Annotated in this window: 19 protein-coding genes; 16 read left to right on the top strand and 3 right to left on the bottom strand. The window is 65.1% G+C overall.

Annotated features, from left to right (window positions below):
- Positions 1-20 precede the first annotated feature (20 nt).
- The 6 genes from JQ632_RS03760 (at position 21) to JQ632_RS03735 (ending at position 7267) form a co-directional block, all read left to right on the top strand.
- Positions 21-842, top strand: coding sequence for an ABC transporter ATP-binding protein (locus JQ632_RS03760; protein ID WP_212400928.1), 822 nt, complete (start codon positions 21-23; stop codon positions 840-842).
- Positions 839-2770, top strand: coding sequence for a long-chain fatty acid--CoA ligase (locus JQ632_RS03755; protein WP_212400927.1), 1932 nt, complete (start codon positions 839-841; stop codon positions 2768-2770). The genes JQ632_RS03760 and JQ632_RS03755 overlap by 4 nt, the downstream gene beginning before the upstream one ends.
- Positions 2771-2998: 228 nt before the next feature.
- A complete protein-coding gene (locus tag JQ632_RS03750) occupies positions 2999-3892 on the top strand; it encodes a branched-chain amino acid ABC transporter permease (RefSeq protein ID WP_061847291.1) in 894 nt (297 codons plus the stop codon).
- Positions 3893-3894: 2 nt separating this feature from the next.
- Entirely contained in the window at positions 3895-4968 is a 1074-nt protein-coding gene (locus JQ632_RS03745; RefSeq protein ID WP_212400926.1) for a branched-chain amino acid ABC transporter permease, read from the top strand.
- A 45-nt stretch (positions 4969-5013) separates the two neighbouring features.
- The gene (locus tag JQ632_RS03740; protein ID WP_212400925.1) at positions 5014-6297 is read left to right on the top strand and encodes an ABC transporter substrate-binding protein; all 1284 of its coding nucleotides are present in this window, start codon (positions 5014-5016) and stop codon (positions 6295-6297) included.
- A gap of 133 nt (positions 6298-6430) precedes the next feature.
- Positions 6431-7267, top strand: a complete 837-nt coding sequence (locus JQ632_RS03735) for an ABC transporter ATP-binding protein (RefSeq protein WP_212400924.1) — start codon at positions 6431-6433, stop codon at positions 7265-7267.
- 28 nt (positions 7268-7295) lie between these two features.
- Here the strand turns inward: JQ632_RS03735 and JQ632_RS03730 are convergent, their stop codons facing one another.
- Positions 7296-8444, bottom strand: a complete 1149-nt coding sequence (locus JQ632_RS03730) for an AGE family epimerase/isomerase (protein WP_212400923.1) — start codon at positions 8442-8444, stop codon at positions 7296-7298.
- An 86-nt stretch (positions 8445-8530) separates the two neighbouring features.
- On the opposite strand from JQ632_RS03730, the gene JQ632_RS03725 reads away from it, so the two are divergent.
- From JQ632_RS03725 to JQ632_RS03685, 9 genes are all read left to right on the top strand, one after another.
- Positions 8531-9754 (top strand): phenylacetate--CoA ligase family protein, encoded by a 1224-nt coding sequence (locus tag JQ632_RS03725; protein ID WP_212400922.1) that lies wholly within the window; start codon positions 8531-8533, stop codon positions 9752-9754.
- A gap of 88 nt (positions 9755-9842) precedes the next feature.
- Positions 9843-10361, top strand: a complete 519-nt coding sequence (locus JQ632_RS03720; RefSeq protein WP_212400921.1) for an HAD-IIIA family hydrolase — start codon at positions 9843-9845, stop codon at positions 10359-10361.
- 168 nt (positions 10362-10529) lie between these two features.
- Positions 10530-11615, top strand: a complete 1086-nt coding sequence (gene gmd / locus JQ632_RS03715; RefSeq protein ID WP_212400920.1) for a GDP-mannose 4,6-dehydratase — start codon at positions 10530-10532, stop codon at positions 11613-11615.
- A complete protein-coding gene (locus JQ632_RS03710) occupies positions 11596-12549 on the top strand; it encodes a GDP-L-fucose synthase (RefSeq protein WP_283817635.1) in 954 nt (317 codons plus the stop codon). Before gmd ends, JQ632_RS03710 begins: the two co-directional genes overlap by 20 nt.
- A 192-nt stretch (positions 12550-12741) precedes the next feature.
- A complete protein-coding gene (locus JQ632_RS03705; RefSeq protein WP_212400919.1) occupies positions 12742-13926 on the top strand; it encodes a glycosyltransferase in 1185 nt (394 codons plus the stop codon).
- Positions 13927-14048: 122 nt separating this feature from the next.
- Positions 14049-14495, top strand: coding sequence for a hypothetical protein (locus tag JQ632_RS03700; protein ID WP_212400918.1), 447 nt, complete (start codon positions 14049-14051; stop codon positions 14493-14495).
- Positions 14492-15613: a DegT/DnrJ/EryC1/StrS aminotransferase family protein gene (locus JQ632_RS03695; protein ID WP_212400917.1), complete on the top strand. Its 1122-nt coding sequence runs from the start codon at positions 14492-14494 to the stop codon at positions 15611-15613. Before JQ632_RS03700 ends, JQ632_RS03695 begins: the two co-directional genes overlap by 4 nt.
- Entirely contained in the window at positions 15610-16377 is a 768-nt protein-coding gene (locus JQ632_RS03690; RefSeq protein ID WP_212400916.1) for a class I SAM-dependent methyltransferase, read from the top strand. The genes JQ632_RS03695 and JQ632_RS03690 overlap by 4 nt, the downstream gene beginning before the upstream one ends.
- On the top strand, positions 16374-17585 hold the full coding sequence (locus tag JQ632_RS03685; protein WP_212400915.1) for a glycosyltransferase: 1212 nt from the start codon (positions 16374-16376) through the stop codon (positions 17583-17585). Before JQ632_RS03690 ends, JQ632_RS03685 begins: the two co-directional genes overlap by 4 nt.
- 128 nt (positions 17586-17713) lie before the next feature.
- Here the strand turns inward: JQ632_RS03685 and JQ632_RS03680 are convergent, their stop codons facing one another.
- Positions 17714-19288 (bottom strand): hypothetical protein, encoded by a 1575-nt coding sequence (locus tag JQ632_RS03680; RefSeq protein ID WP_212400914.1) that lies wholly within the window; start codon positions 19286-19288, stop codon positions 17714-17716.
- Positions 19289-19473: 185 nt separating this feature from the next.
- Here JQ632_RS03680 and rffA point away from each other — a divergent pair, with 185 nt between their 5' ends.
- Positions 19474-20616: a dTDP-4-amino-4,6-dideoxygalactose transaminase gene (gene rffA / locus JQ632_RS03675; RefSeq protein WP_212400913.1), complete on the top strand. Its 1143-nt coding sequence runs from the start codon at positions 19474-19476 to the stop codon at positions 20614-20616.
- Between the two features lie 48 nt (positions 20617-20664).
- Here the strand turns inward: rffA and JQ632_RS03670 are convergent, their stop codons facing one another.
- A complete protein-coding gene (locus JQ632_RS03670) occupies positions 20665-21375 on the bottom strand; it encodes a hypothetical protein (protein WP_212400912.1) in 711 nt (236 codons plus the stop codon).
- Positions 21376-21762 lie beyond the last annotated feature (387 nt).

Raw genomic sequence — 21762 nt, 5'->3', positions numbered from 1 at the left:
ATCGCCGGGAGGGATTTTTGGTGGATTTTGGCCTTGAAGTGCGCGGCGTGTCCTTGCGGTTCGGCGGCGTCCGCGCGCTGACCGACGTCAGCTTCGGCATCAAGGACGGCGAGCTGTTCTCGATCATCGGCCCGAACGGCGCCGGCAAGACCTCGATCGTGAACTGTATTTCCGGTCGCTACAAGCCGACCGAGGGGCAGCTCTTCTATCGGGGGCGCGACATTACCGGGCTGACGCCAAACGCGCGCGCCTCGCTCGGCATCGGCCGCACCTTCCAGAATCTCGCGCTGTTCCACCATATGAGCGTGCTCGACAACATCATGGTCGGCTGCCATCACCTCCTGAAGAACAATTTTATCACCGGATCGCTGTACTGGCTGACCGGCGCGCGCAAGGAAGAGCTCGAGCACCGCCGCAAGGTGGAGGAGATCATCGACTTCCTCGACCTCCAGTCGGTCCGCAAGGCGACCGCCGGCACCCTTCCTTACGGCCTGCGCAAGCGCGTGGAGCTGGCGCGCGCCATGGCGCTGGAGCCGAAACTGGTTCTCCTCGACGAGCCGATGGCCGGCATGAATTTCGAGGAGAAGGAGGACATGGCCCGCTACATCGTCGATCTCAACGAGGAGTTCGGGATGACGGTGGTCATGATCGAGCACGACATGGGCGTGGTGATGGATATCTCCCACCGCGTCATGGTGCTGGATTTCGGCCGCAAGATCGCCGAGGGCGATCCGGCCGCGGTGCTCGCCGATCCCCACGTCAAGCGCGCCTATCTCGGCGAAGAGGACGAGGTGCTGGTCGATCCCGACGACACGCCCGAAGCTCCGGAGTGCGCGGCATGATGGATTATGCAGGGCGCGTCGCGCAGGCCGACACCTATCCAAAAATGCTGCGGCTCAACGCCAAGGAGCACGGCGGCGAGATCGCACTGCGTGAAAAGGATTTTGGCCTCTGGCGCCTCTTCACCTGGAATGACTACCAGAACAGGGTGCGCGACTTCGCGCTTGGGCTCGTCGAGCTCGGCCTCGGCCGCGGCGACGTCATCGGCATCATCGGCGACAACCGTCCGGACTGGGTCGCCGCGGAGATCGCAACGCATGCGATCGGAGGCGTGAGCCTCGGCCTCTATCGCGACGTGCTGGACGAGGAAGCCTCCTATCTCCTCACCTATGGCGAGGCGCAGCTCGTCTTCGCCGAGGACGAGGAGCAGGTCGACAAGCTGCTCGCGCTCGCCGAGCGCGTGCCGAAGCTGAGGCACATCATCTATTCCGATCCGCGCGGCATGCGGAAATACGACGATCCGCGCCTGATGCCGGCCGAAAAGCTCGCCGAGCTCGGCCGCGCCCGCGCCGCGCGCGAGCCCGGCCTCTATGACAGCCTCGTGGGTGCGACCAGGGGCGAGGACGTCGCGATCCTCTGCACTACGTCGGGCACCACGTCGCATCCAAAGCTTGCGATGCTCGCCGCAGGTCGCGTGCTCGGCCATTGCGCGACTTATCTTTCCTTCGATCCGAAGGGACCTGAGGACGAGTACGTATCCGTACTGCCGCTGCCCTGGATCATGGAACAGGTTTACGTGCTCGGCAAAGGCCTGCTCTGCCGGATGAAGATCAACTTCGTCGAAGAGCCCGACACCATGATGAACGATCTGCGCGAGATCGCGCCGACCTTCGTGCTCTTTGCCCCACGCGTGTGGGAATCGATCGCCGCCGACGTGCGCGCCAAGGTGATGGACGCGACGCCCCTGAAGCAGCGCCTGTTCGACCTCGGCATGAAGACCGGCCTCGCCGCGCTCGAGCAGGGCAAGCATTCGGCGCTGGCCGACACGATCCTGTTCCGCGCGCTCCGCGACCGACTCGGCTTCACCCGGCTGCGCTCGGCCGCGACCGGCGGCGCCGCGCTCGGCCCCGATACGTTCAAATTCTTCCAGGCTATGGGCGTGCCGCTGCGTACGCTCTACGGCCAGACCGAACTGCTGGGCGCCTACACGCTGCACCCCGCCGGCAAGGTCGACCCCGATACGACAGGCGTGCCGATGGCCGACGATATCGAGATCCGAATCGACAACGCCGATATCCACGGCGTCGGCGAAATCGTCGTGCGCCATCCCAACATGTTCTTGGGCTATTACAAGAACCCGGAGGCGAGCGTCGCCGACATCAGGGACGGCTGGATGCTGTCGGGCGATGCCGGCTATTTCAACGACAACAAGCAGCTCGTCGTCATCGACCGCATCAAGGATCTCGCGGAGACCTCGCGCGGCGAGCGCTTCTCGCCGCAGTTCATCGAGAACAAGCTGAAGTTCTCGCCCTATATCGCCGAGGCCGTGGTGCTGGGTGCCGGCCGCGACGCGCTCGCGGCGATGATCTGCATCCGCTATTCCATCATCTCGAAATGGGCGGAGAAGAACCGCATCTCCTTCACCACCTACAGCGACCTCGCCTCGCGGCCTGAGGTCTACGCGCTGCTCCAGAAGGAGGTCGACACCGTCAATGCGACGCTGCCGCCGGCGCAGCGCATCTCGCGCTTCCTGCTGCTTTACAAGGAGCTCGATGCCGACGACGGCGAACTCACCCGCACAAGGAAAGTGCGCCGCGGCGTCATCAACGAGAAATACGAAGGCATCATCGACGCCATCTACCGCGGCGACGCCGACATCCCCGTCGACACCGTGATCCGCTTCCAGGACGGCACCACGCAGAGGGTGCGCACCACGCTACGCGTGGTGGATCTGGGCAGCGCCGGACACATCGCGGAGGCCGCGGAGTGAAGCTCGCACCTGCCACAAGCGCGATGCGCATTGCTGTGCCCTCTCCCCTTGTGGGAGAGGGCAGCACCGCTCGCAGCCACACCCTCACTGGGGTGAGGGGTCCTCTCTCCGCACCGTCACTGCGGAGGCGACCCCTCACCCGGCTTCGCTTCGCGAAGCCACCTCTCCCGCAAGGGGAGAGGGTGCAGCGCGCACCTGGGCGCAGAATTTGTCAGCGAGCGTGACCGCATGAACACCGCCTTCCTCATCCAGCTCCTGGTCAACGGCCTCGTGGTCGGCACGCTCTATGGCGTGGTCGCGATGTCGTTCGTGCTGATCTACAAGGCGACGCAGGTCGTCAATTTCGCGCAAGGCGAGTTGCTGCTGGTCGGCGCCTGGGTGTGCTGGGCGCTGCTCGCCAAATACCAGGTGCCGTTCTGGATCGGCATGCCGATGACGCTCGTCTTCATGTTTGTGTTCGGCATCGCGATCCAGGTCCTGATCCTCAGGCCGATGATCGGCGAGCCGATCATTTCCGTGATCATGGTGACGATCGGCCTCTCCACCGTGCTCCAGGCGACCCTGAAGTGGATGTTCGGCGTCAACCCGCAGCCGTTCCCGCGGGTGTTCGAGAGCCAGTCGGTGAACCTGCTCGGCCTGCAGATCCAGACCGTCTATGTCATGAGCCTCGTGGTGTCGGTCGCGATGATGATCGGCATGGCCTGGTTCTTCCGCGCCTCGAAATACGGCCTGGCGATGCGCGCCACTGCGTTCAACCAGCAGGTCGCGCAATCGCTCGGCATCTCCGTGAAGAGCGTCTTTGCGATGGCCTGGGCGATCTCGGCCACGGTGTCGGCGGTCGCGGGCGTCGTTGTAGCCGTCGTCAACGGCGTCTCGTCGGGCCTGGCGGCCTACGGCATCAAGGTGTTTCCGGCCGCGATCCTCGGCGGGCTCGACTCGGTCGGCGGCGCCGTGCTCGGCGGCATCATCATCGGGCTGCTCGAGAACATCGCCCAATATGTCGACAGCGAGTATCTGCACTGGGGCAATCTCTACGAGATCGCGCCGTTCTACGTCCTCATCATCGTGCTGATGATCAAGCCCTACGGCCTGTTCGGCACCCACGACATCGAGCGGATCTGACCATGGCCGGCCCTGCCCTCATCCCCGCTGGTGATTTCCGCACAACCTATGCGGCCGACACCACGATCTTCCCGACCCGCACCAGCCGCAACTTTGCGATTGCCGGCGTGCTCCTGCTCTGTCTCGCGCCGCAATTCCTCGGCGGATATTGGCTCAGCATCCTGATCCAGATCGGCATCTTCTCGATCGCCGCGCTTGGCCTGAACATCCTGGTCGGCTTCACCGGCCAGATCTCGATCGGACATGCCGCCTTCTTCCTGCTCGGCGCGTTCACCTCGGCCTACATCTCCAACAATGCGCCGATCCCGGTGTTCTTCGCGATCCCGCTCGCCGGCATCATCACCGCCCTGGTCGGGCTGGTCTTCGGCATCCCGGCGGCGCGGCTGAAGGGGCTCTACCTCGTCATCGCGACGCTCGCCGCGCAATACATCCTGCTCGACTTCTTCTCCCGCGCCGAATGGTTCTCCGGCGGCTCGGTGCCGGCCAGCGCCAACCCGTTCTCGATCTTCGGCTACACGCTGCGCGGCGACAAACAATATTTCTACGTCGTGCTGGCCTATGTGCTCCTAAGCTACATCCTCGTCACCAATCTGATGCGCACCCGCGACGGCCGCGCGCTGGTGGCGATCCGCGACCATTATCTCTCCGCCGAGATCATGGGCATCAACCTGACGAAGTACCGCACGCTGTCGTTCGCGCTTGCCGCCTTCTTCGCCGGCATCGCGGGCGCGCTCTATGCGCACTACCAGCAGGTGGTCTCGCAGGAAGGCTTTGGCATCGAGCGCTCGATCCTGTTCCTCGCCATGATCATCATCGGCGGCACCGGCTCGGTCATGGGCACGCTGATGGGCACCGCCTTCGTGGTGCTGCTGCCGGAATCGATGGAATATCTCAGCCATTATCTCAAGGGCGGCGCCATCGACAACGCGCTGTCGCTCAACACCAACATCACCTTCCTGCGCGAGATCGCGATCGGGCTCATCATCATCGCGTTCCTGATGTTCGAGCCGGACGGGCTTGCGCATCGCTGGCGGCAGATCAAGGCCTACTGGAAACTCTACCCGTTCTCGCACTGAGCGCGGGCTACTCTGAACGCAACGAATAACAGGAGGAACCAACCCATGAAGACGAAAGCCCTTTTGAGCACCGCATCGCTCGCGTTTGCGATCGCAGGCTTTGCGGCGAGCGCGCAGGCCCAGATCGCGCTCGGCCATCTCGCCGACTATTCCGGCGCGACCTCGGACGTCGGCACGCCCTACGGCCAGGCCGTCGCCGACACCTTTGCCTGGATCAACAAGAACGGCGGCATCGGCGGCAAGCAGGTCAACCTCGATAGCAACGACTACGGCTACCAGGTGCCGCGCGCGGTCGCGCTGTACAAGAAGTGGTCGGCGGGCGACACCAAGGTCGCCGCGATCATGGGCTGGGGCACCGCGGACACCGAAGCGCTGACCGGCTTCGTCGCACAGGACAAGATTCCCTACGTCTCCGCCTCCTACGCAGCCGCCCTGACCGATCCGGAGGGCGTGAGCGGAAAGGCCAAGCCCGCGCCGTATAACTTCTTCTACGGCCCCAGCTACTCGGATGCGATGCGCGCTCTGGTGACCTGGGCCGCCGAGGACTGGAAGGCCAAGGGCAAGAGCGGCAAACCGAAATTCGTCCACATGGGCGGCAATCATCCCTATCCCAACGCGCCGAAGGCGGCCGGCGAGGCGATCGCCAACGAGCTCGGCTTCGAAGTGCTGCCGCCGATCGTGTTCGCGCTGACGCCGGGCGACTACTCGGCGCAGTGCCTCAGCCTGAAGAGCTCCGGCGCCAACTACGCCTATCTCGGCAACACCGCGGCCTCGAACATCTCGGTGCTGAAGGCCTGCAAGACGGCCGGCGTCGATGTGCAGTTCCTCGGCAATGTCTGGGGCATGGACGAGAACGCCGCCAAGACCGCGGCCGATGCGGCCGACGGCGTCGTCTTCCCGCTGCGCACGGCGGTGACCTGGGGCGGCAACGCGCCGGGCATGAAGACGGTGATGGAAATCTCCAAGATGTCGGATGCGAGCGGCAAGGCGTATCGCCCCGTGCACTACATCGCCGGTGTCTGTAGCGCGCTCTACACCAAGGAAGCGCTCGACTGGGCCGCCAAGAACGGCGGCACCACCGGCGAGAACGTCGCCAAGGGCTTCTACCAGAAGAAGGACTGGGTGCCGGCCGGGATGGACGGCGTCTGCAACGCCTCGACCTACACCGACAAGGACCATCGCGGCACGCTCAAGGTCGACCTCTATCGCACCAAGGTGTCGGGCGCGACGGATGGCGACCTCAACGACCTCATGGCCAAGGGCACGATCAAGCTCGAGAAGGTCAAGACCGTCGAGCTGCCGCGCAAGCCGGAATGGCTGGGGTGGTGAGCGGCATAGTGCCTTCGTCGTTCCGGGGCGCCTCGAAGCATCGAACCCGGAACCTCGAGATTCCGGGTTCGGTCCTCTGGACCGCCCCGGAATGACGGGATGAAGCGATGACGATCGCGGAGAACTATCAAGCATGACCCAAACCGCCGAAGCTATCCGCCCCGCGCCCAGCGCCGCCCCCGCGCCTCTCCTCGGCGTGCGCAACATCGAGGTCGTCTATGACGACGTCATCCTGGTGCTGCGCGGCCTCAGCCTCGAAGTGCCGAAGGGCGCGATCGTAGCGCTGCTCGGGGCCAACGGCGCCGGCAAGTCGACGACGCTGAAGGCCATTTCCGGCCTGCTCAAGACCGAGGACGGCGAGGTCACGCGCGGCGAGATCGTATTCGACGGCGAGCGGATCAACGGCATCGATCCCGACAAGATCGTCCGCCGCGGCATCTTCCAGGTGATGGAGGGCCGGCGCATCGTCGCCGACATGACGTCGCTGGAAAACCTCAAGCTCGGCGCCTTCACCCGCAACGACCGCGAGGTCGATGCCGATCTCGACATGGTCTTCAACTACTTTCCACGCCTGAAGGAGCGCACGGGGCTTGCCGGCTATCTCTCCGGCGGCGAGCAGCAGATGCTGGCGATCGGCCGCGCGCTGATGGCACGCCCGAAGATGATCTTGATGGACGAGCCCTCGATGGGCCTGTCGCCGCTGCTGGTCAAGGAGGTCTTCGCGATCATCAAGAAGATCAACCGCGATCTCGGCGTCACCATTTTGCTGGTCGAGCAGAACGCGCGCGCCGCGCTCTCGGTCGCAAGCCACGGCTACATCATGGAGCAGGGCAAGGTCGTGCTCGACGGCACCGCCGACGAGCTGCGCGACAACGAGGACGTCAAGGAATTCTACCTCGGCGGCGCCGGCGACCAGCGCAAGAGTTTCAAGAACCTCAAGAGCTTCAAGCGGCGCAAGCGATGGCTGTGAGCATCGCGAACGCGTCAGAACAAATCCGCTAGCTCAGCACCTGCTCGGCTTCCGTGACCGCGCAAAGAACATGATAGAACGACGACGCAGGAATGGTGTCGACAAGCGAGTTTCCGTCGCGGTCGAACTGATCGTACCAGCCACCCGCAACGGGATGGCTGAGATAATGCCGTTCGAGCCGCGCCAGCGCCGCGCGCGCCTCATCCGCCGCACCAGCCTCGCCGCCTTCGGCCTGCGCGATCCACGCCTTCGCCATCTCGGTCTGCGGCCACAGCCGCCGCGTGTCGCGCCTGACGTTGCCCGCAACATCGCCCTCGTCGACGAGGCAGCCGGTGGCATCGCGATAGCGCAGCGCGGTTTCGAGAAGCTCGGCGCGCCGCGGCCCGGTCGGGCAACCCGTGATGCGCTCAAACCCCTTCAGCAGCCAGGCCCATTCCGCCTGATGTCCGGGCTCGACGCTGACCGGCTCGATCCTCGACCAGTCCTCCTCGAAATATTCGCCGAGCGCGCGCTTCTGCTTGTCGTAGAGATTGGCGAGGAACAGCGCGAAGAACTCGCCGGCGCGGTTCTGGAACGACAGGTCGTGGGTCGCCTCGAAGCAGGCGATCATTGCCTCGAACAGATGCATGTGCGGGTTCTGTCGCCGCGGCATCGACACCGGCAAGCCCTCGTGGAAGCCGCCATGCGGCGAGCGCAGATGGCCGTCGAGGAAGGCAAGCAGCACGTCGATCTCCGCGCGCACCTGCGCGTCCTGGTCGAGCGCGTAGACGGTCGCAAGCGCCAGCAGGATGAAGGCGTGGTCATAGGCATCGCGCCGCGCATCCAGCACCGTGCCGTCGGGCGTCAGCCTGTGCACATAGCCAGGCTTCCCGTCCGGCGCCTTGGCCTTCGCCAGCATGTGCTCCAGCCCTTTCAGCGCGATGGCTCGCCCTTCCGGATACCAGCCCATCTGCGCCGCCTTGGCGTAGCACCAGATCTGGCGCGCCTGCACGAACACGCGCCGCGGCGCCGCGCGATCGGCCGTGCCGTCCTTGTTGAGACGGTCGATGAAACCGCCAGAAGTCCGGTCCCAGCCTTCGCCCGACCACAGCGGCAGCGCGTGCTCGATCATGCGCAGCTTCAAGCGCGCAATGACGTCGGCAGCATCTTGCGCCGCGCTGATCGGTTCGCCGGCCATTCCTTCATCTCCAAACCAGAGCAAGTGTCGTCTGATAGCACGCGCAAGGCCGCTTGCAACGGATGCGAACTTCCCAAGGACCAGCCATGACCGCCCATTACGACGCTCTTGAGACGCGCGATCCGGCCGCGCGCGAGGCCGACCTGTTCGCCCGGCTGCCGAACGTCCTGAAGAGCGCGACGGCCGCCCCCGCCTATGCCGAGCGGATGAAAGGCCTCGATCCGGCCTCAGTGACGTCACGTGCGGCGCTCGCCGGCTTGCCCGTGCTGCGCAAGTCGGAACTCCCTGCCCTGCACAAGGCCTCCGCGCCGTTCGGCGGCTTCGTGGCGCACCCGCCCGGAGCGTTCGCGCGCCTGTTCACTTCCCCGGGACCGATCTTTGAGCCGGAAGGACGGCAGGACGATCCCTGGCGCGGGGCACGCGCGCTGTACGCCGCCGGCTTCCGGCCCGACGATGTCCTGCTCAACACCTTCAGCTATCACCTCACCCCCGGCGGCTTCATCTTCGATTCCTCGGCGCGCGCGCTCGGCTGCGCGGTGATCCCGGCCGGCCCCGGCAATACCGAGCAGCAATTCGAGCTGATCGAGGCCTACCGTCCCGTCGGCTACAGCGGCACGCCGGACTTCCTGAAGATCCTGCTCGATGCGGCCGCGAGTGCCGGACGCGACGTGTCCTCGATCAAGCGCGCGCTGGTCTCGGGCGCCGCGTTCCCGCCCTCGCTCCAGGCCGAAATCAAGTCGCGCGGCATCGACGCCTACCAGGCTTTTGGCACCGCCGATCTCGGCCTGATCGCATTCGAGACCGCGGCCCGGGAAGGCATGGTCGTCAACGAGGACCTGATCTTCGAGATCGTAAAGCCCGGCACCGGCGATCCCGTGGCGCCGGGCGACGTCGGCGAGATCGTGGTGACCTCGCTCGACCCGCACCATCCCTGGATCCGGCTCGCGCTCGGCGACCTCACCGCTTCATTGCCGGGCACGAGCCCTTGCGGCCGCACCAACATGCGCATCAAGGGCTGGATGGGCCGCGCCGACCAGACCACCAAGGTCAAGGGCATGTTCGTGCGCCCCGAGCAGGTCGCCGATATCGGAAGGCGCCATCCCGCGCTGGGCCGCCTGCGCCTCGTCGTGATGCGCCAGGGCGAGACCGACGCGATGACGCTGAAGGCGGAGACGGCGGCCGCGAGCGAGGCGCTGCGCGAGGAGATCGCGGCCACCTTGCGCGCCGTCACCAAGCTCGGCGGCGCCGTCGAGCTGGTGAGTCCGGGCGCACTGCCGAACGACGGCAAGGTGATCGCCGACGAGCGCTAGGCGCTCTCCCGGCGGCGCGTTTGCGACATCCTTGACAAGCCGCCATCGAGACGGTGAACAAGGGCCGCAAACAGCGATTGCGGCACCCATGACGACGACATCGACACGCCCGGCCGTCTTCTTCGACCGCGACGGCGTCCTCAACCACGACGCGGGCTACCTCTTCGAGGCCAGCAAGTTCAAATGGATTGACGGTGCGCGCGAGGCGGTCAGGCTGGTGAACGAGGCCGGCTATTTTGCCTTCGTCGTCACCAACCAGTCCGGCGTGGCCCGCGGGTTCTATGCGGAAAGCGACGTCCACACACTCCACAATTGGATGGCGGACGAGCTGGCCGCAGTCGGCGCGCATATCGACGCGTTTGAGTATTGTCCCGACCACCCCGAGGCCGCCGTCGAGCGCTATCGTCGCGACAGCGACCGGCGCAAGCCCGGGCCCGGCATGATCACCGACCTGATGAAGCGTTTTCCCGTCGCAGCCGACAGCAGCCTCCTGATCGGCGATCAGGAGCGTGACCTGGAGGCGGCCCGTGCCGCCGGCATCCGTGGCCTGCTGTTTCGGGAGGGAAACCTCGAGACCTTCGTGCGCGAGGCGTTGAAGCAGGCCTGAGGCCAACCGATCTCCCCTTCGCGCCATGCCAGCGCTCGACAACCTCGTAACTCATTGAAAAAACAACGACATTTTCGCAATGACCGCGTCGCGCCGGAAGGCGAGACTTCGCGAGAAAAGTAGGATACGCAACCCCGTCACTCCAAAGCAGGTTGCCCGGACACGGCTATGAATGCTCAAGATTCCAAACCGCGCGTCGCCTTGATCACCGGCGTGACCGGGCAGGATGGTGCCTATTTGGCCGAACATCTGCTGTCGCTCGGCTATGTCGTGCACGGCATCAAGCGGCGCTCGTCGTCCTTCAACACCGCGCGCGTCGACCACCTCTACCAGGATCCGCATGTCGGTAACGTGCCATTCCTGATGCACTACGGCGACATGACTGATTCAACCAACCTGATCCGCCTCATGCAGCAGATCAGGCCGACCGAGATCTACAACCTCGCCGCCCAGAGCCATGTCGGCGTCAGCTTCGAAAGCCCGGAATACACGGCGAACGCCGACGCGATCGGCGTGCTGCGGCTGCTGGAAGCCATCCGCATCCTCGGCATGGAGAAGGAGACGCGCTTCTACCAGGCCTCGACCTCCGAGCTCTACGGGCTGGTGCAGGAGGTTCCGCAGAAGGAGACCACGCCGTTCTATCCGCGCTCGCCCTATGGCGTGGCAAAACTCTACGGCTACTGGATCACCGTGAACTACCGCGAAGCCTACGGCATCTTCGCCTCGAACGGCATCCTGTTCAATCACGAGAGCCCGATCCGCGGCGAGACTTTCGTCACCCGCAAGATCACTCGCGGCGTCGCCCGCATCGAGGTCGGGATCGAGGACACGCTCTATCTCGGCAATCTCGAGGCCAAGCGCGACTGGGGCCACGCCAAGGACTATATCGAGGGCATGCACATGATCCTGCAGGCCGAGAAGCCCGATGACTTCGTGCTCGCCACCGGCGAGACCCGCTCGGTCCGCGAGATGGTCGAGCTGTCCTTTGCCGAAGTGGGCCGTCAGATCGAGTGGCGCGGGACCGGCGTCGAGGAGACCGGCGTCGACCGCAAGAGCGGCAAGACGGTGGTGCGTATCGACCCGACCTATTTCCGCCCCACAGAAGTCGATCTTCTCGTCGGCGACGCCAGCAAGGCCCGCAGAGAACTCGGCTGGAAGCCGAAGCGAACCTTCGCGCAGCTCGTGCAGGAGATGGTCGCGAGCGATCTGGTCGAGGCCAAACGAGAGATCGCCAATGGCAAACACTCCGTTTGAGCTGAAGGGCAAGACCGTCTATGTCGCCGGCCATCGCGGCATGGTCGGTAGCGCACTCATGCGCCGGCTCGCGCAGGAAGACGTCAAGCTCGTCACGGCGAGCCGCAGCGAGGTCGACCTCTGCAGCCAGGCCGCGGTGTTCGACTGGTTCGCAAAGACGCGGCCGCAGGTGATCTTTCTGGCCGCCGCCAAGGTCGGCGGCATCGTCGCCAACAACACACTGCGCGCCGAGTTCATCTACGACAACATCGCGATGGCCGCGAACGTCATCCACGCCGCGCACCAAAATGGCGCGGACAAGCTGATGTTCCTGGGCTCCTCCTGCATCTATCCGAAGCTCGCGGCCCAGCCGCTGCGCGAGGATTCGATGCTGACGGGGCCGCTGGAGCCGACCAACGAGCCCTATGCGATCGCCAAGATCGCGGGGATCAAGATGGCAGAGGCCTATCGCAGCCAGTATGGCTGCGACTTCATCAGCGTGATGCCGACCAATCTCTACGGCCCCGGCGACAACTATCATCCTGAATACAGCCACGTCGTCGCCGCGCTGATCGGGCGCTTTCACGAGGCCAAGCTCTCGGGCGCAGAGAGCGTCGTCGTCTGGGGCACCGGCACGCCGCGGCGCGAGTTTCTCTATGTCGACGACATGGCGGACGCGTGCGTGCACCTGATGAAAACCTATTCGAGCGCGGAACTCGTCAACATCGGCACCGGCGAGGACATCACGATCGCCGAATTCGCGCGCGTGGTTGCCGCTGTCGTCGGCTATCGCGGCGAGATCACCTTCGACGCCTCGCGCCCCGACGGCACGCCGCGCAAGCTGCTCGATGTCAGCCGGCTCGACAAGCTCGGGTGGCGCGCGCGGACCTCGCTGAAGGATGGGATCCAACGCACCTACGAGGCTTATCAGAGGGAACGGCCTGTTCGGCCGTGAATCCAGCGAACATCGGCGCGCCCTGAGACGTTGTGTGAGTCGCCCGAATGGGTTATCCGACGCCAGATGTTTCCTCAGCGACAACGCCGAAAACAAGAGCTTTTGCCACGGTGGACGATGCCGCGTGCATCTCTCCACGAAGGCGGTGACACCACCGCCTTGCTTCTCCCGAAGCGATAAGGTGCGACGTCCTTGCGTGTCCTCATCCTCAATGCCGACTATCCGCGTTTCCTGGCGTGGTTGTACCGGCGCCGGCCGGGCCTTGCGAACGCGTCCTACGCAGAGCAGATGGCGGCCCGCAACGCCAGCCTGTTCGGCGTCGCCGATTTCTATTCGCGCAACTTCGCCGCCGCAGGCCACGTCGCCGCCGACATCCACGTCAATAACCCCTGGATGCGGGCGGCGTGGGCGCGCGAGCACGGTCTGACCATCGAGCAACCCCCGCCGCCAGACTCAGCGGCGCCAAGGCAATCGATCCCCGGGTGGCTTCTGCGCACGGTCGCGCCGTTCAAACCCGTGCTGCGACCGCTGGCACGCAAGGTCGGCCTGAGCCCGCGTCTCGATGCGCAGGCGGAAAAGATCCTGCTGGCGCAGATCGAGGAGTTCAAGCCGGATCTCGTGCTCAACCAGGACCTCTTCCACGTCGACCCGCGGCTTGCGCGGCAGATCAAGCAGATCGGCCGCCCGATCCTGATCGGCCAGGTTGGCATCGTCCCCTCGCGCGGCGAGGACTGGTCGGCCTACGACCTCATGATCTCGCAAATCTTCCAGGTCGTTCAGTCGTTCCGCAAGGCCGGGGTCAAGTCCGAGATGCTTCACCTCGGCTTCGAGCCTGACATCCTCAACGTCCTCCCCCCTGCACCGGAACGCAACATTGACGTCTCGTTCGTCGGCGCGATATCCGCCGATCACCAGCAGCGGGTGGCGCAGCTCGAGGCGGTGGCGCGGAGATATGATCTGAAGCTCTACGGCAGCGGCCTTCACACGCTGCCCGCGTCCTCGCCGCTGCACCGCTGCTATCAGGGCGAGGTGTGGGGCGTCGAGATGTATCAAGCGCTGCGCGCGTCTCGCATCACGCTCAACTCGCATATCGACATGGCCGGACGGGAAGCCGGCAATGCGCGCCTGTTCGAGGCAACCGGCGTGGGAACGTTCCTGCTGACCGACTTCAAGGACAATCTTCATACCTTGTTCGACGACGGTCGCGAGGTCGTGGCCTGGCGCTCGGTCGACGAGTGTCTCACCATGATCGATCGCTATCTCGCGGACGAGGACGCACGCAGTGCCATTGCCGCGGCGGGACAGGCGCGGACGCTTTCGACACACACGTTCCGGCGCCGGATCGATGACATCCTCGGTTTCGCCAGCCGAATCTAAACCGTACGCGCTGCGGTCGGCGCCGCCCAGTCCGCCCTTGACGCTACAGGCCAAAATAGCCAAAGTGCCGCAGTAGCGACGCTATGTCACTATAATTCCAGCGTTTTTTATCGAGGTCCCGAATGGAACACGTCGAACATGTCAGATTCGGCGAGCAGCTCTACGCGATCATCGTTCGCGCCTCGTTTCGCGAGCCGGGCATCACCTTCTTCTCCTCGCCCGAGCTGTCGCAACAGCTCGCCTTCATGAGCCATCCGGAAGGTAAGAGCATTGCACCCCATCGTCATAACAAGGTGACGCGCGAGGTGCATTTCACGCAGGAAGTTCTCCTCATCCAGAAGGGCAAGCTGCAGGTCGATTTCTACACCGAGGCCGAGGAATATCTGGAGAGCCGCATGCTGGGCGCCGGCGACATCATCCTGCTCTGCAGCGGCGCGCACGGCTTCCACGTCATCGAGCCGCTCGAGATGTTCGAGATCAAGCAGGGCCCCTATGCCGGCGAAAACGACAAGACGCGCTTTCCCGAGGCACAGGCGTCCGAAATACGGGTCAAAGGTCCGACGCTGTGACTCCGGCCTTCGTTCCCGTCAACACGCCGCTCCTCGATGGCAACGAGGCCGAGTATCTCGCCGAGTGCATCCGCACCGGATGGATCTCGTCCGAAGGCCCCTTCATCAAGCGCTTTGAGCAGGCGATGGCGAGCGCCGCCGGACGGCGGCACGGCGTGGCCGTCACCAACGGCTCCGTCGCACTCGACATCGCCGTCCACGCGCTGGGGCTCGAGCCGGGCACTGAAGTCATCATCCCGACCTTCACCATCATCAGTTGCGCAGCCGCCGTAGTGCGGGCGGGCCTCGTCCCCGTCGGCGTGGATTGCGATCCCGCAACCTGGAATATGACGATCGACGGCGTGGAGGCAGCGATCACGCCGCGCACGCGCGCGATCATGCTGGTCCATATCTACGGCCTGCCGGTCGATCTCGACCCGATCCTCGAGCTTGCCCGCAAGCGGGGCTTGAAGGTGATCGAAGACGCCGCCGAAATGCACGGCCAGACCTATCGCGGCGCGCCCTGCGGCAGTTTCGGCGACGTCTCGACCTTCAGCTTCTATCCCAACAAGCACGTCACGACCGGCGAAGGCGGCATGATCGTCACCGACGACGACGCGCTCGCCGATCGCCTCGCGAGCCTGCGCAACCTCTGCTTCCAGCCGCAGCAGCGCTTCATCCATGAAGAGCTCGGCTGGAACGCGCGCATGACCAATCTCCAGGCCGCGCTCGGCGTGGCCCAGGTCGAACGCCTGCCGCAAACCGTCGAGATCAAGCGCCGCATCGGCCGGGTCTACGATGGCCATCTCGATAGCGTCGACCGCATCCGTCGCCCCGTTGTCAGCACCAACTATTCCGACAACATCTACTGGGTCTACGGTGTCGTGCTGAACGACGATGTCCCCTTCGACGCCAAGGAGGCGATGCGGCGCCTGGCGGAGAAAGGCATCGGCACGCGGCCGTTCTTCTGGTGCATGCACGAGCAACCGGTGCTGCGCCGCATGGGCTTCATGCTGAACGAGCAGCATCCGAACGCGGAGCGCATCGCGCGGCGCGGCTTCTATCTGCCGAGCGGACTGGCGCTGACCGAAGACGAGATCGCGAGGTCCGCGCAGGCGCTGAAGGAGATTTTGGCGTGAGCGTGTTTGCGGACTACGCTCCGTGGTACGACCTCTTGTACCGGGACAAGGATTACGCCGCGGAAGTCGACTTCGTCGAAGCGCGGCTCCGCGCGCACGGCATTGGGTCGGGTAAGCTCCTCGATCTCGGCTGCGGCACGGGCGTGCATGCGATCGAATTCGCGCGCCGCGGCTGGCACGTTGCCGGCGTCGATCTCAGCGAAGACATGATCACCAGGGCGAAGGCGCGCGCCGTGCAGGCGGGACTCGAGATTCCCTTCCGGCAGGGCGACGCCTGCGAGGCCGGCCCGGAGCGCGACTGTGATGCGGTGGTGTCGTTGTTTCACGTCGCGAGCTATCAGAACGACCGCGAACGGCTGGAGGCCCTCTTTCGCACTGCCTGCGCGGCGTTGAAGCCCGGCGGCGTGTTCTTCTTCGACTATTGGTACGGCGGCGCAGTGCTGGCCCAGGGCGTCGAGACGCGCGTCAAGGTCATCGAGCAGGCCCCGCTGCGCCTGACCCGGATCGCGCAATCGGAGCATGACGAGCCGAAGGCGACTGTGCTCGTGAACTACACCCTGTTCTGCGAAGACACGGCTCGCTCGACGATCCGGCGCGTCGACGAGACCCACCGCATGCGTTACTGGTTTCCCTTCGAGGTCGAGGCCTCGCTCAGGCTTTGCGGGTTCGAGCCGGTCGGCAGCCATGCCTGGCTGTCCGAAGCCGCACCCAAGGTGAAGGACTGGGCCGCCTATTCCATCGCGAGAAAGGCCGTGCGGCCGTGAAACGCTATCACGTCGGCATCTTTCTCGAGCTGCCGCTCGACGTCGGCGGCGGCTTCCAGCAGTCACTCACCGATATCCTATGGATGCGCGACTGGGCCAAGACCGCCGATATCGGCGTGACCGTGTTCACGACGCTGCCAGACAACGTCGCGATCCTCGCCGATCTCGGCATCAGCAGCGTGTACCTGAAACTCGGCTGGCTCGACCGCCTGTTCCTGTTCCTCAAATATCTGGGACCGTTCGACCTCCTGCAATTCGCCATGCGGGTGTGTGCTCCGTTCGAGAAAAAGCTGAGCAAGGCCGGCGTCGACATCGTCTATTTCACCACGACGTCGAACTGGAACCTGGTGCTCTACAAGCTGCCGTTCATCATCACCATCTTCGACGGCTGCTTCCGCGACAGTCCTGAATTCGACGAGGTGCGCGAGTTCGCCCAGTTCGAGCGGCGCGACATCGTGTGGCGGAGCGCGGTCACCAAGGCGGCGGTGGTCATCACCAACGCCGACGAGCTGATCGACATGCTGTGCCGGCGTTACGCGATGGAGCGCGACCATGCCGTCTGCATCCCGTTCTCGCCGTCGCTCTACGTGGCGCGGTCGGACGCGACCGGCGAGGCCGAGGACGCCGCGATCCTCAAGAAGCACGGCGTCGAGCCCGGCTATCTGTTCTATCCGGCGCAATTCTGGTCGCACAAGAACCACGCGACCATCCTGCTTGCGATGCGCCTGCTGAGGGATCAGGGCGAGCGCCATACGCTGGTGCTGTGCGGCTCCGATCCAGGCGCGCGCGCCGCGTTCGAGGCGCTGGTCGCACAGTACGGCCTCGGCGATTCCGTGCGTATGCTCGGCTTCGTCCCCTCCGCGGAGCTTGGCACCCTCTATCGCGGCGCCAGCGCGCTTGTCATGGCCACCTATTTCGGCCCCACCAATCTGCCGCCGCTGGAGGCGTGGGCGGTCGGCACGCCGGTGATCTATCCGGAAGCCTTCCAGGCACAGGCGGGCGACGCCGCCGTCCTGTTCGACTACGACGATCCCACCTCGCTCGCCAAGGCCATCGTCAAGGCCGGCTCGGCCGAGGAGCGCACCCGGCTCGCCATCGCCGGCAAGCAACGGCTCGCCTATTTCGCCGAGCGGATCGACGAAGGGCATCGGCAGCTCGCCCGGCACCTGATGCGGCTGCGATATCGCCGCTATCCGCAGATCTACTGACGCATCAAATGGTTTTCGCTGAATCCTGAGGCACCACTTCAGCCGCCGTCGGCTACTGTGCATGGGGTTGTTTTCGACGTTATGTCGTCCGGCCGCCAAAGTCGCGGGCGGGTCCTGATCTCGATGCCCTAGTTGGGCACCGCCGCCAGCACCCGCATACGCACGTGCGCCATCAGGAGCGGGCTTGCCGCAACGGCAACGACGGCGAGCCAGATCGCGCATTCCGCCAAAAATCGGAGCAGCCCCGTTCCCGGCACCATGGCATGGATCGCCAGTCCAAGCCCCCATCCGCCGAGGATGATCGCGACCATCACCGCGATCAGGACCAGCATGTGACGGAGCGGATGTGCGAGCGTCTGGCGCATGATCACCTGCGTCAGGACTCCGACCTGGGTCAGGAGGTCGCTCGCCACGATCGCGATTGCGGCCCCGAGGGGCCCGAGCCGGGGGATGAGCAAGGCCGAGAGGATCAGGAACGCGATCAGTTGCAGCCCCTTGGTCCGGACCAGGAGATCGCCGCGATTGCTGTGATTGGCGAAGACGAGCGCCATCAGCGCGGGCGCGACGACGGCGGAGCCGAGCAGCAGCGTCAAGGTGAGCGGAGCATCGTTCGGAATGCTGCCATGCGTCCACAACGCGAAGAAGTCCGACCAGAACGGCAACAGGCCGGCGACGATCAGGCTGGCCATGGCGGTGACGAACACCGACCCATGGGCATAGAGTCCGCGCAGCCGCACCTTGTCGCCGATCGCATGATCGTGGCCGAGCTCTGCACCGATCGGCAGCGTGATCTGGATGCAGACGCCTCGCACGAAGCTCGCGATCACGCGGATCAGACCCCATTGCGCCACCGCGACGCGGTCGGCGACCATCGCGCTGACCAGCAGCATCGGCGCGTTGGCAAGCGCGAGCTCGGTGAGGTTGGCAATGGCGAAGGGAAAGGCGAGCCCGAACTGTCCGGCGCTCCAGCGCCACGACACAGATGCGGCGGAGCGGCCGCGGCGCAGGAACGGCAACTGGCGCGGCGCGTCATAGGCAACCAGGAACAGCGCGAACAGGATCTGCGTCGAGACATAGGCGATCGCGACCGCCAGCAGGCTGCCGAACCAGGCAATCGCGATGAGCTGCCCGGCCTGCCCGAGCAGCATTGCAACGTTTTGCGACCACACGGCCCGTCCGTATTTGCCGCGCACGCGATAGAGGCCGGAGACCAGATTGGCGGGAAGAGCGAGCAGCGTGCCGACGGTCATCACGACCATCGCGGTGTCGAAGGTCGGCGTCGCGTGAAATCCGAGCACCGAAGCGGGTGGAAACAACTCGGTGCTCACGATCAGCAGCACGCCGAGCACCACGACGATGCCCTGATAGATCCGCATCATGCGCGCGTAAAAACTCGCCGTGCGTCCGTCGCAATCGACGCAGGACTTGAAGGCGAGAAAGCGGTTTATGGTGCGAAGCTGCAAGCCGGCATCGGCGACGATCACGAGGCAGCCGGCCGCATAGAGTGCAAGCCAGGCTGCGAGCGTGTCGCTGCTCCAGAAATGCAGGAATGCAGGAATGAGGAGCAGCTGCTGCGTCAGGGCGAGCAGCATCTGCACGAGGTTTGCCGACCAGCCGTGAATCAGGCGGCGAAGCCGGCCGCTGCCCCCTTCGCACCTGGGACCGTCCGCCGTGCCTGGCGCGTCAACTTGCGTACCGGTCAAGCCGCATCCTTCCTGGCAAGCGCGCGCCGCGAACCGTCCTAATCACCTATGGCAGCCGGCACAACAGTTCCGTCGAACTGCGCCGGATCCCCAGTTGATTCTTGCGACGGAAAACGCCAAAACGCCAACTTGGATTCGAAACAGGGCGTCAGCTCGCGTCATAAGGCGGTTCAACGGCTTAGGCAATGGCATCAGAGTTCATCCCGTTCAACCGGCCCTACCCGACCGGCAAGGAGCACGGCTACATCCAGGATGCGCTGGACAGCTTGCACGTGTCCGGCGACGGTCGCTTCACCAAGCTTTGTCACGAGTGGATCGAGCGGCGCACCGGATGCGCAAAGGCGTTGCTGACGCACTCCTGCACCTCCGCCCTCGATATGGCCGCCATGCTGCTCGACCTCAAAAGCGGCGACGAGGTGATCCTGCCCTCCTTCACCTTCGTGTCGAGCGCGAATGCCTTCGTGCTGCGCGGCGTGGTCCCCGTCTTCGTCGACGTTCGCGAGGACACGCTCAACCTCGACGAACGGCAGATCGAGGCGGCGATAACCTCGCGCACGCGCGCGATCGCGCCGGTGCACTATGCCGGCGTCGGCTGCGAGATGGACGCGATCGTTGAGATCGCGCGGCGTCACAATCTGCGGATCGTCGAGGACGCCGCGCAAGCGATCATGGCGAGCTACAAGGGCTCGCCGCTCGGCGCGATCGGCGATCTCGGCAGCTTCAGCTTCCACGAAACCAAGAACGTCATGTCGGGCGAAGGCGGCTGCCTTCTGGTGAACGATCCCGAGTTCGTCCTGCGCGCCGAGATTATGCGCGAGAAGGGCACCGATCGCAGCCGGTTCTTCCGCGGCGAGGTCGACAAATACACCTGGCAGGACATCGGCTCGTCCTATCTGCCGAGCGATATCACCGCCGCCTTCCTGTGGGCCCAGCTCGAGGAAGCCGAGCGCATCACGCGCGAGCGGCTGGCGATCTGGAACAGGTATCACGACATGCTGGCGCCGCTGGAGCAGCGCGGCCTGCTGCGCCGCCCCATCGTGCCCGCCCATTGCCGTCACAACGGTCATCTCTACCACGTGCTGCTGCCGCCCGAGATCGATCGCTCCGCGGTACTGCGCAAGCTTATGGGCGAGAACATCCACGCGGTCTTCCACTACGTGCCGCTGCATTCCTCGCCCGCGGGGCTGCGGTTCGGGCGCACGCATGGCGATCTGGCGGTCACCACCAGCCTCTCGGAACGTCTGATCCGACTGCCGATGTGGATGGGGCTGCGCGAGGCCCAGCAGGAGCGGATCTGCGGCACGCTGGGGACGATCCTCGGGCGCTAAAGCGTTTTCCAGCGAAGTGGACACCGGTTCGCGTCAAAGCTCTAAGCGTCAGAGCCCGTCCGATTCGCCGTTCTTGGGTGTAGAGCGCGGCACGAAAGGCGCAAACGACAGATCGCCCGCCGCCGGCGCCACCAGCTTGCCGCTTTCGACGGGTGGAGAGCCGACCGCAGCCGGCACACCTGGCGGCAGCAGTGGCGGGGCAAGCGGCGCGTCGAGACGCTGGAGCGCGAGCACCTCGCTGCGGTCGCCCTGCTTGAGGGTCACCTCGCGCGGCTGAACCGCGCTCAGGGACCAGCCGGCCCGCGATTCGCCCTGGCGCAGCCGGATCACCTTCTGGTCGGTTCGGTCGAGCAGGATCGCGATCGCATCGCCCTCGCCCACCACTGCCCCGACGAGGACCAGTGGCGGCGGAGCGTCCGTCTGCTTGGGCGGCGGCGCGCTGGTCTCTTCAACAGGCATCGTGGCCACCGCGCGGGGCGGCGGACGGCGCGAGGCCGAGAAGATCGGGCGCTCCTCGGTCGCGGTCAGGGCGGACAGCGGCACCGACCAGAGCGGGTTGCCGCGCGGGACCGGCCTGTTCGCCGGCTGGGCGGGTCTGGCAATCGGCTTCACGGCGCCGACGTCGATCGTCTCGCTCGGGCCGCGCACGGCCTCGTCGGGCAGGATGTCTATCCGGGACGAGGTCGCGGCCATCGCCCCGGGCCCTGCGGGAAGTGCCCAGAGCACGGCCAATCCGATCAGTCCCAGCCATCTGGCCATCAAAATTCCCCGCTGACCCGCGCCGCACCGGCACGGCGTCGCAATCAGGCCAATAGCCTAGTTCTTGCGGCCCCGGCCATCAACCCGCGCGTCCGAATCAAGAGCGCGGCAGCAGCCCGCTCCAGGCGCGGCCGAGCCACCACTGGCGTTGCACCGCGCCCCCTTGCGGGAACATGTTGCCGATCGGCCACGACGGCCGAAATTGCAAATGAAACAAGCCGAAACGGAGCGCAACGGGTTGGCCGTTCATTGCAGCCGGCAGCGGCGGCATGGAATATGAGGCGTTCAGTCGGGTTGAACGCCACCATTGTACGCCCCGATCTTTTGCTTTGCTGATTTGAGAGCCCTGATGGCTGGTCCGGCACGCGCTTCCAAGACAATCGGACA

Source organism: Bradyrhizobium liaoningense, from assembly GCF_018130955.1.
Classification (GTDB): Bacteria; Pseudomonadota; Alphaproteobacteria; order Rhizobiales; family Xanthobacteraceae; genus Bradyrhizobium; species Bradyrhizobium liaoningense_C.
The sequence above is the reverse complement of the archived record's forward strand: the minus strand, read 5'-3'. Positions and strand labels throughout refer to the sequence as shown.

Bases quoted from the DNA above. Each gene is read 5' to 3' on its own strand.
- JQ632_RS03745 (WP_212400926.1), top strand. From the start codon at position 3,895: ATGGCCGGCCCTGCCCTCATCCCCGCTGGTGATTTCCGCACAACCTAT.
- JQ632_RS03700 (WP_212400918.1), top strand. From the start codon at position 14,049: ATGGAACACGTCGAACATGTCAGATTCGGCGAGCAGCTCTACGCGATC.
- gmd (WP_212400920.1), top strand. From the start codon at position 10,530: ATGAATGCTCAAGATTCCAAACCGCGCGTCGCCTTGATCACCGGCGTG.
- JQ632_RS03735 (WP_212400924.1), top strand. From the start codon at position 6,431: ATGACCCAAACCGCCGAAGCTATCCGCCCCGCGCCCAGCGCCGCCCCC.
- JQ632_RS03730 (WP_212400923.1), bottom strand. From the start codon at position 8,444: ATGGCCGGCGAACCGATCAGCGCGGCGCAAGATGCTGCCGACGTCATT.
- JQ632_RS03725 (WP_212400922.1), top strand. From the start codon at position 8,531: ATGACCGCCCATTACGACGCTCTTGAGACGCGCGATCCGGCCGCGCGC.
- JQ632_RS03750 (WP_061847291.1), top strand. From the start codon at position 2,999: ATGAACACCGCCTTCCTCATCCAGCTCCTGGTCAACGGCCTCGTGGTC.
- JQ632_RS03720 (WP_212400921.1), top strand. From the start codon at position 9,843: ATGACGACGACATCGACACGCCCGGCCGTCTTCTTCGACCGCGACGGC.
- JQ632_RS03670 (WP_212400912.1), bottom strand. From the start codon at position 21,375: ATGGCCAGATGGCTGGGACTGATCGGATTGGCCGTGCTCTGGGCACTT.
- rffA (WP_212400913.1), top strand. From the start codon at position 19,474: ATGGCATCAGAGTTCATCCCGTTCAACCGGCCCTACCCGACCGGCAAG.
- JQ632_RS03755 (WP_212400927.1), top strand. From the start codon at position 839: ATGATGGATTATGCAGGGCGCGTCGCGCAGGCCGACACCTATCCAAAA.
- JQ632_RS03740 (WP_212400925.1), top strand. From the start codon at position 5,014: ATGAAGACGAAAGCCCTTTTGAGCACCGCATCGCTCGCGTTTGCGATC.
- JQ632_RS03710 (WP_283817635.1), top strand. From the start codon at position 11,596: ATGGCAAACACTCCGTTTGAGCTGAAGGGCAAGACCGTCTATGTCGCC.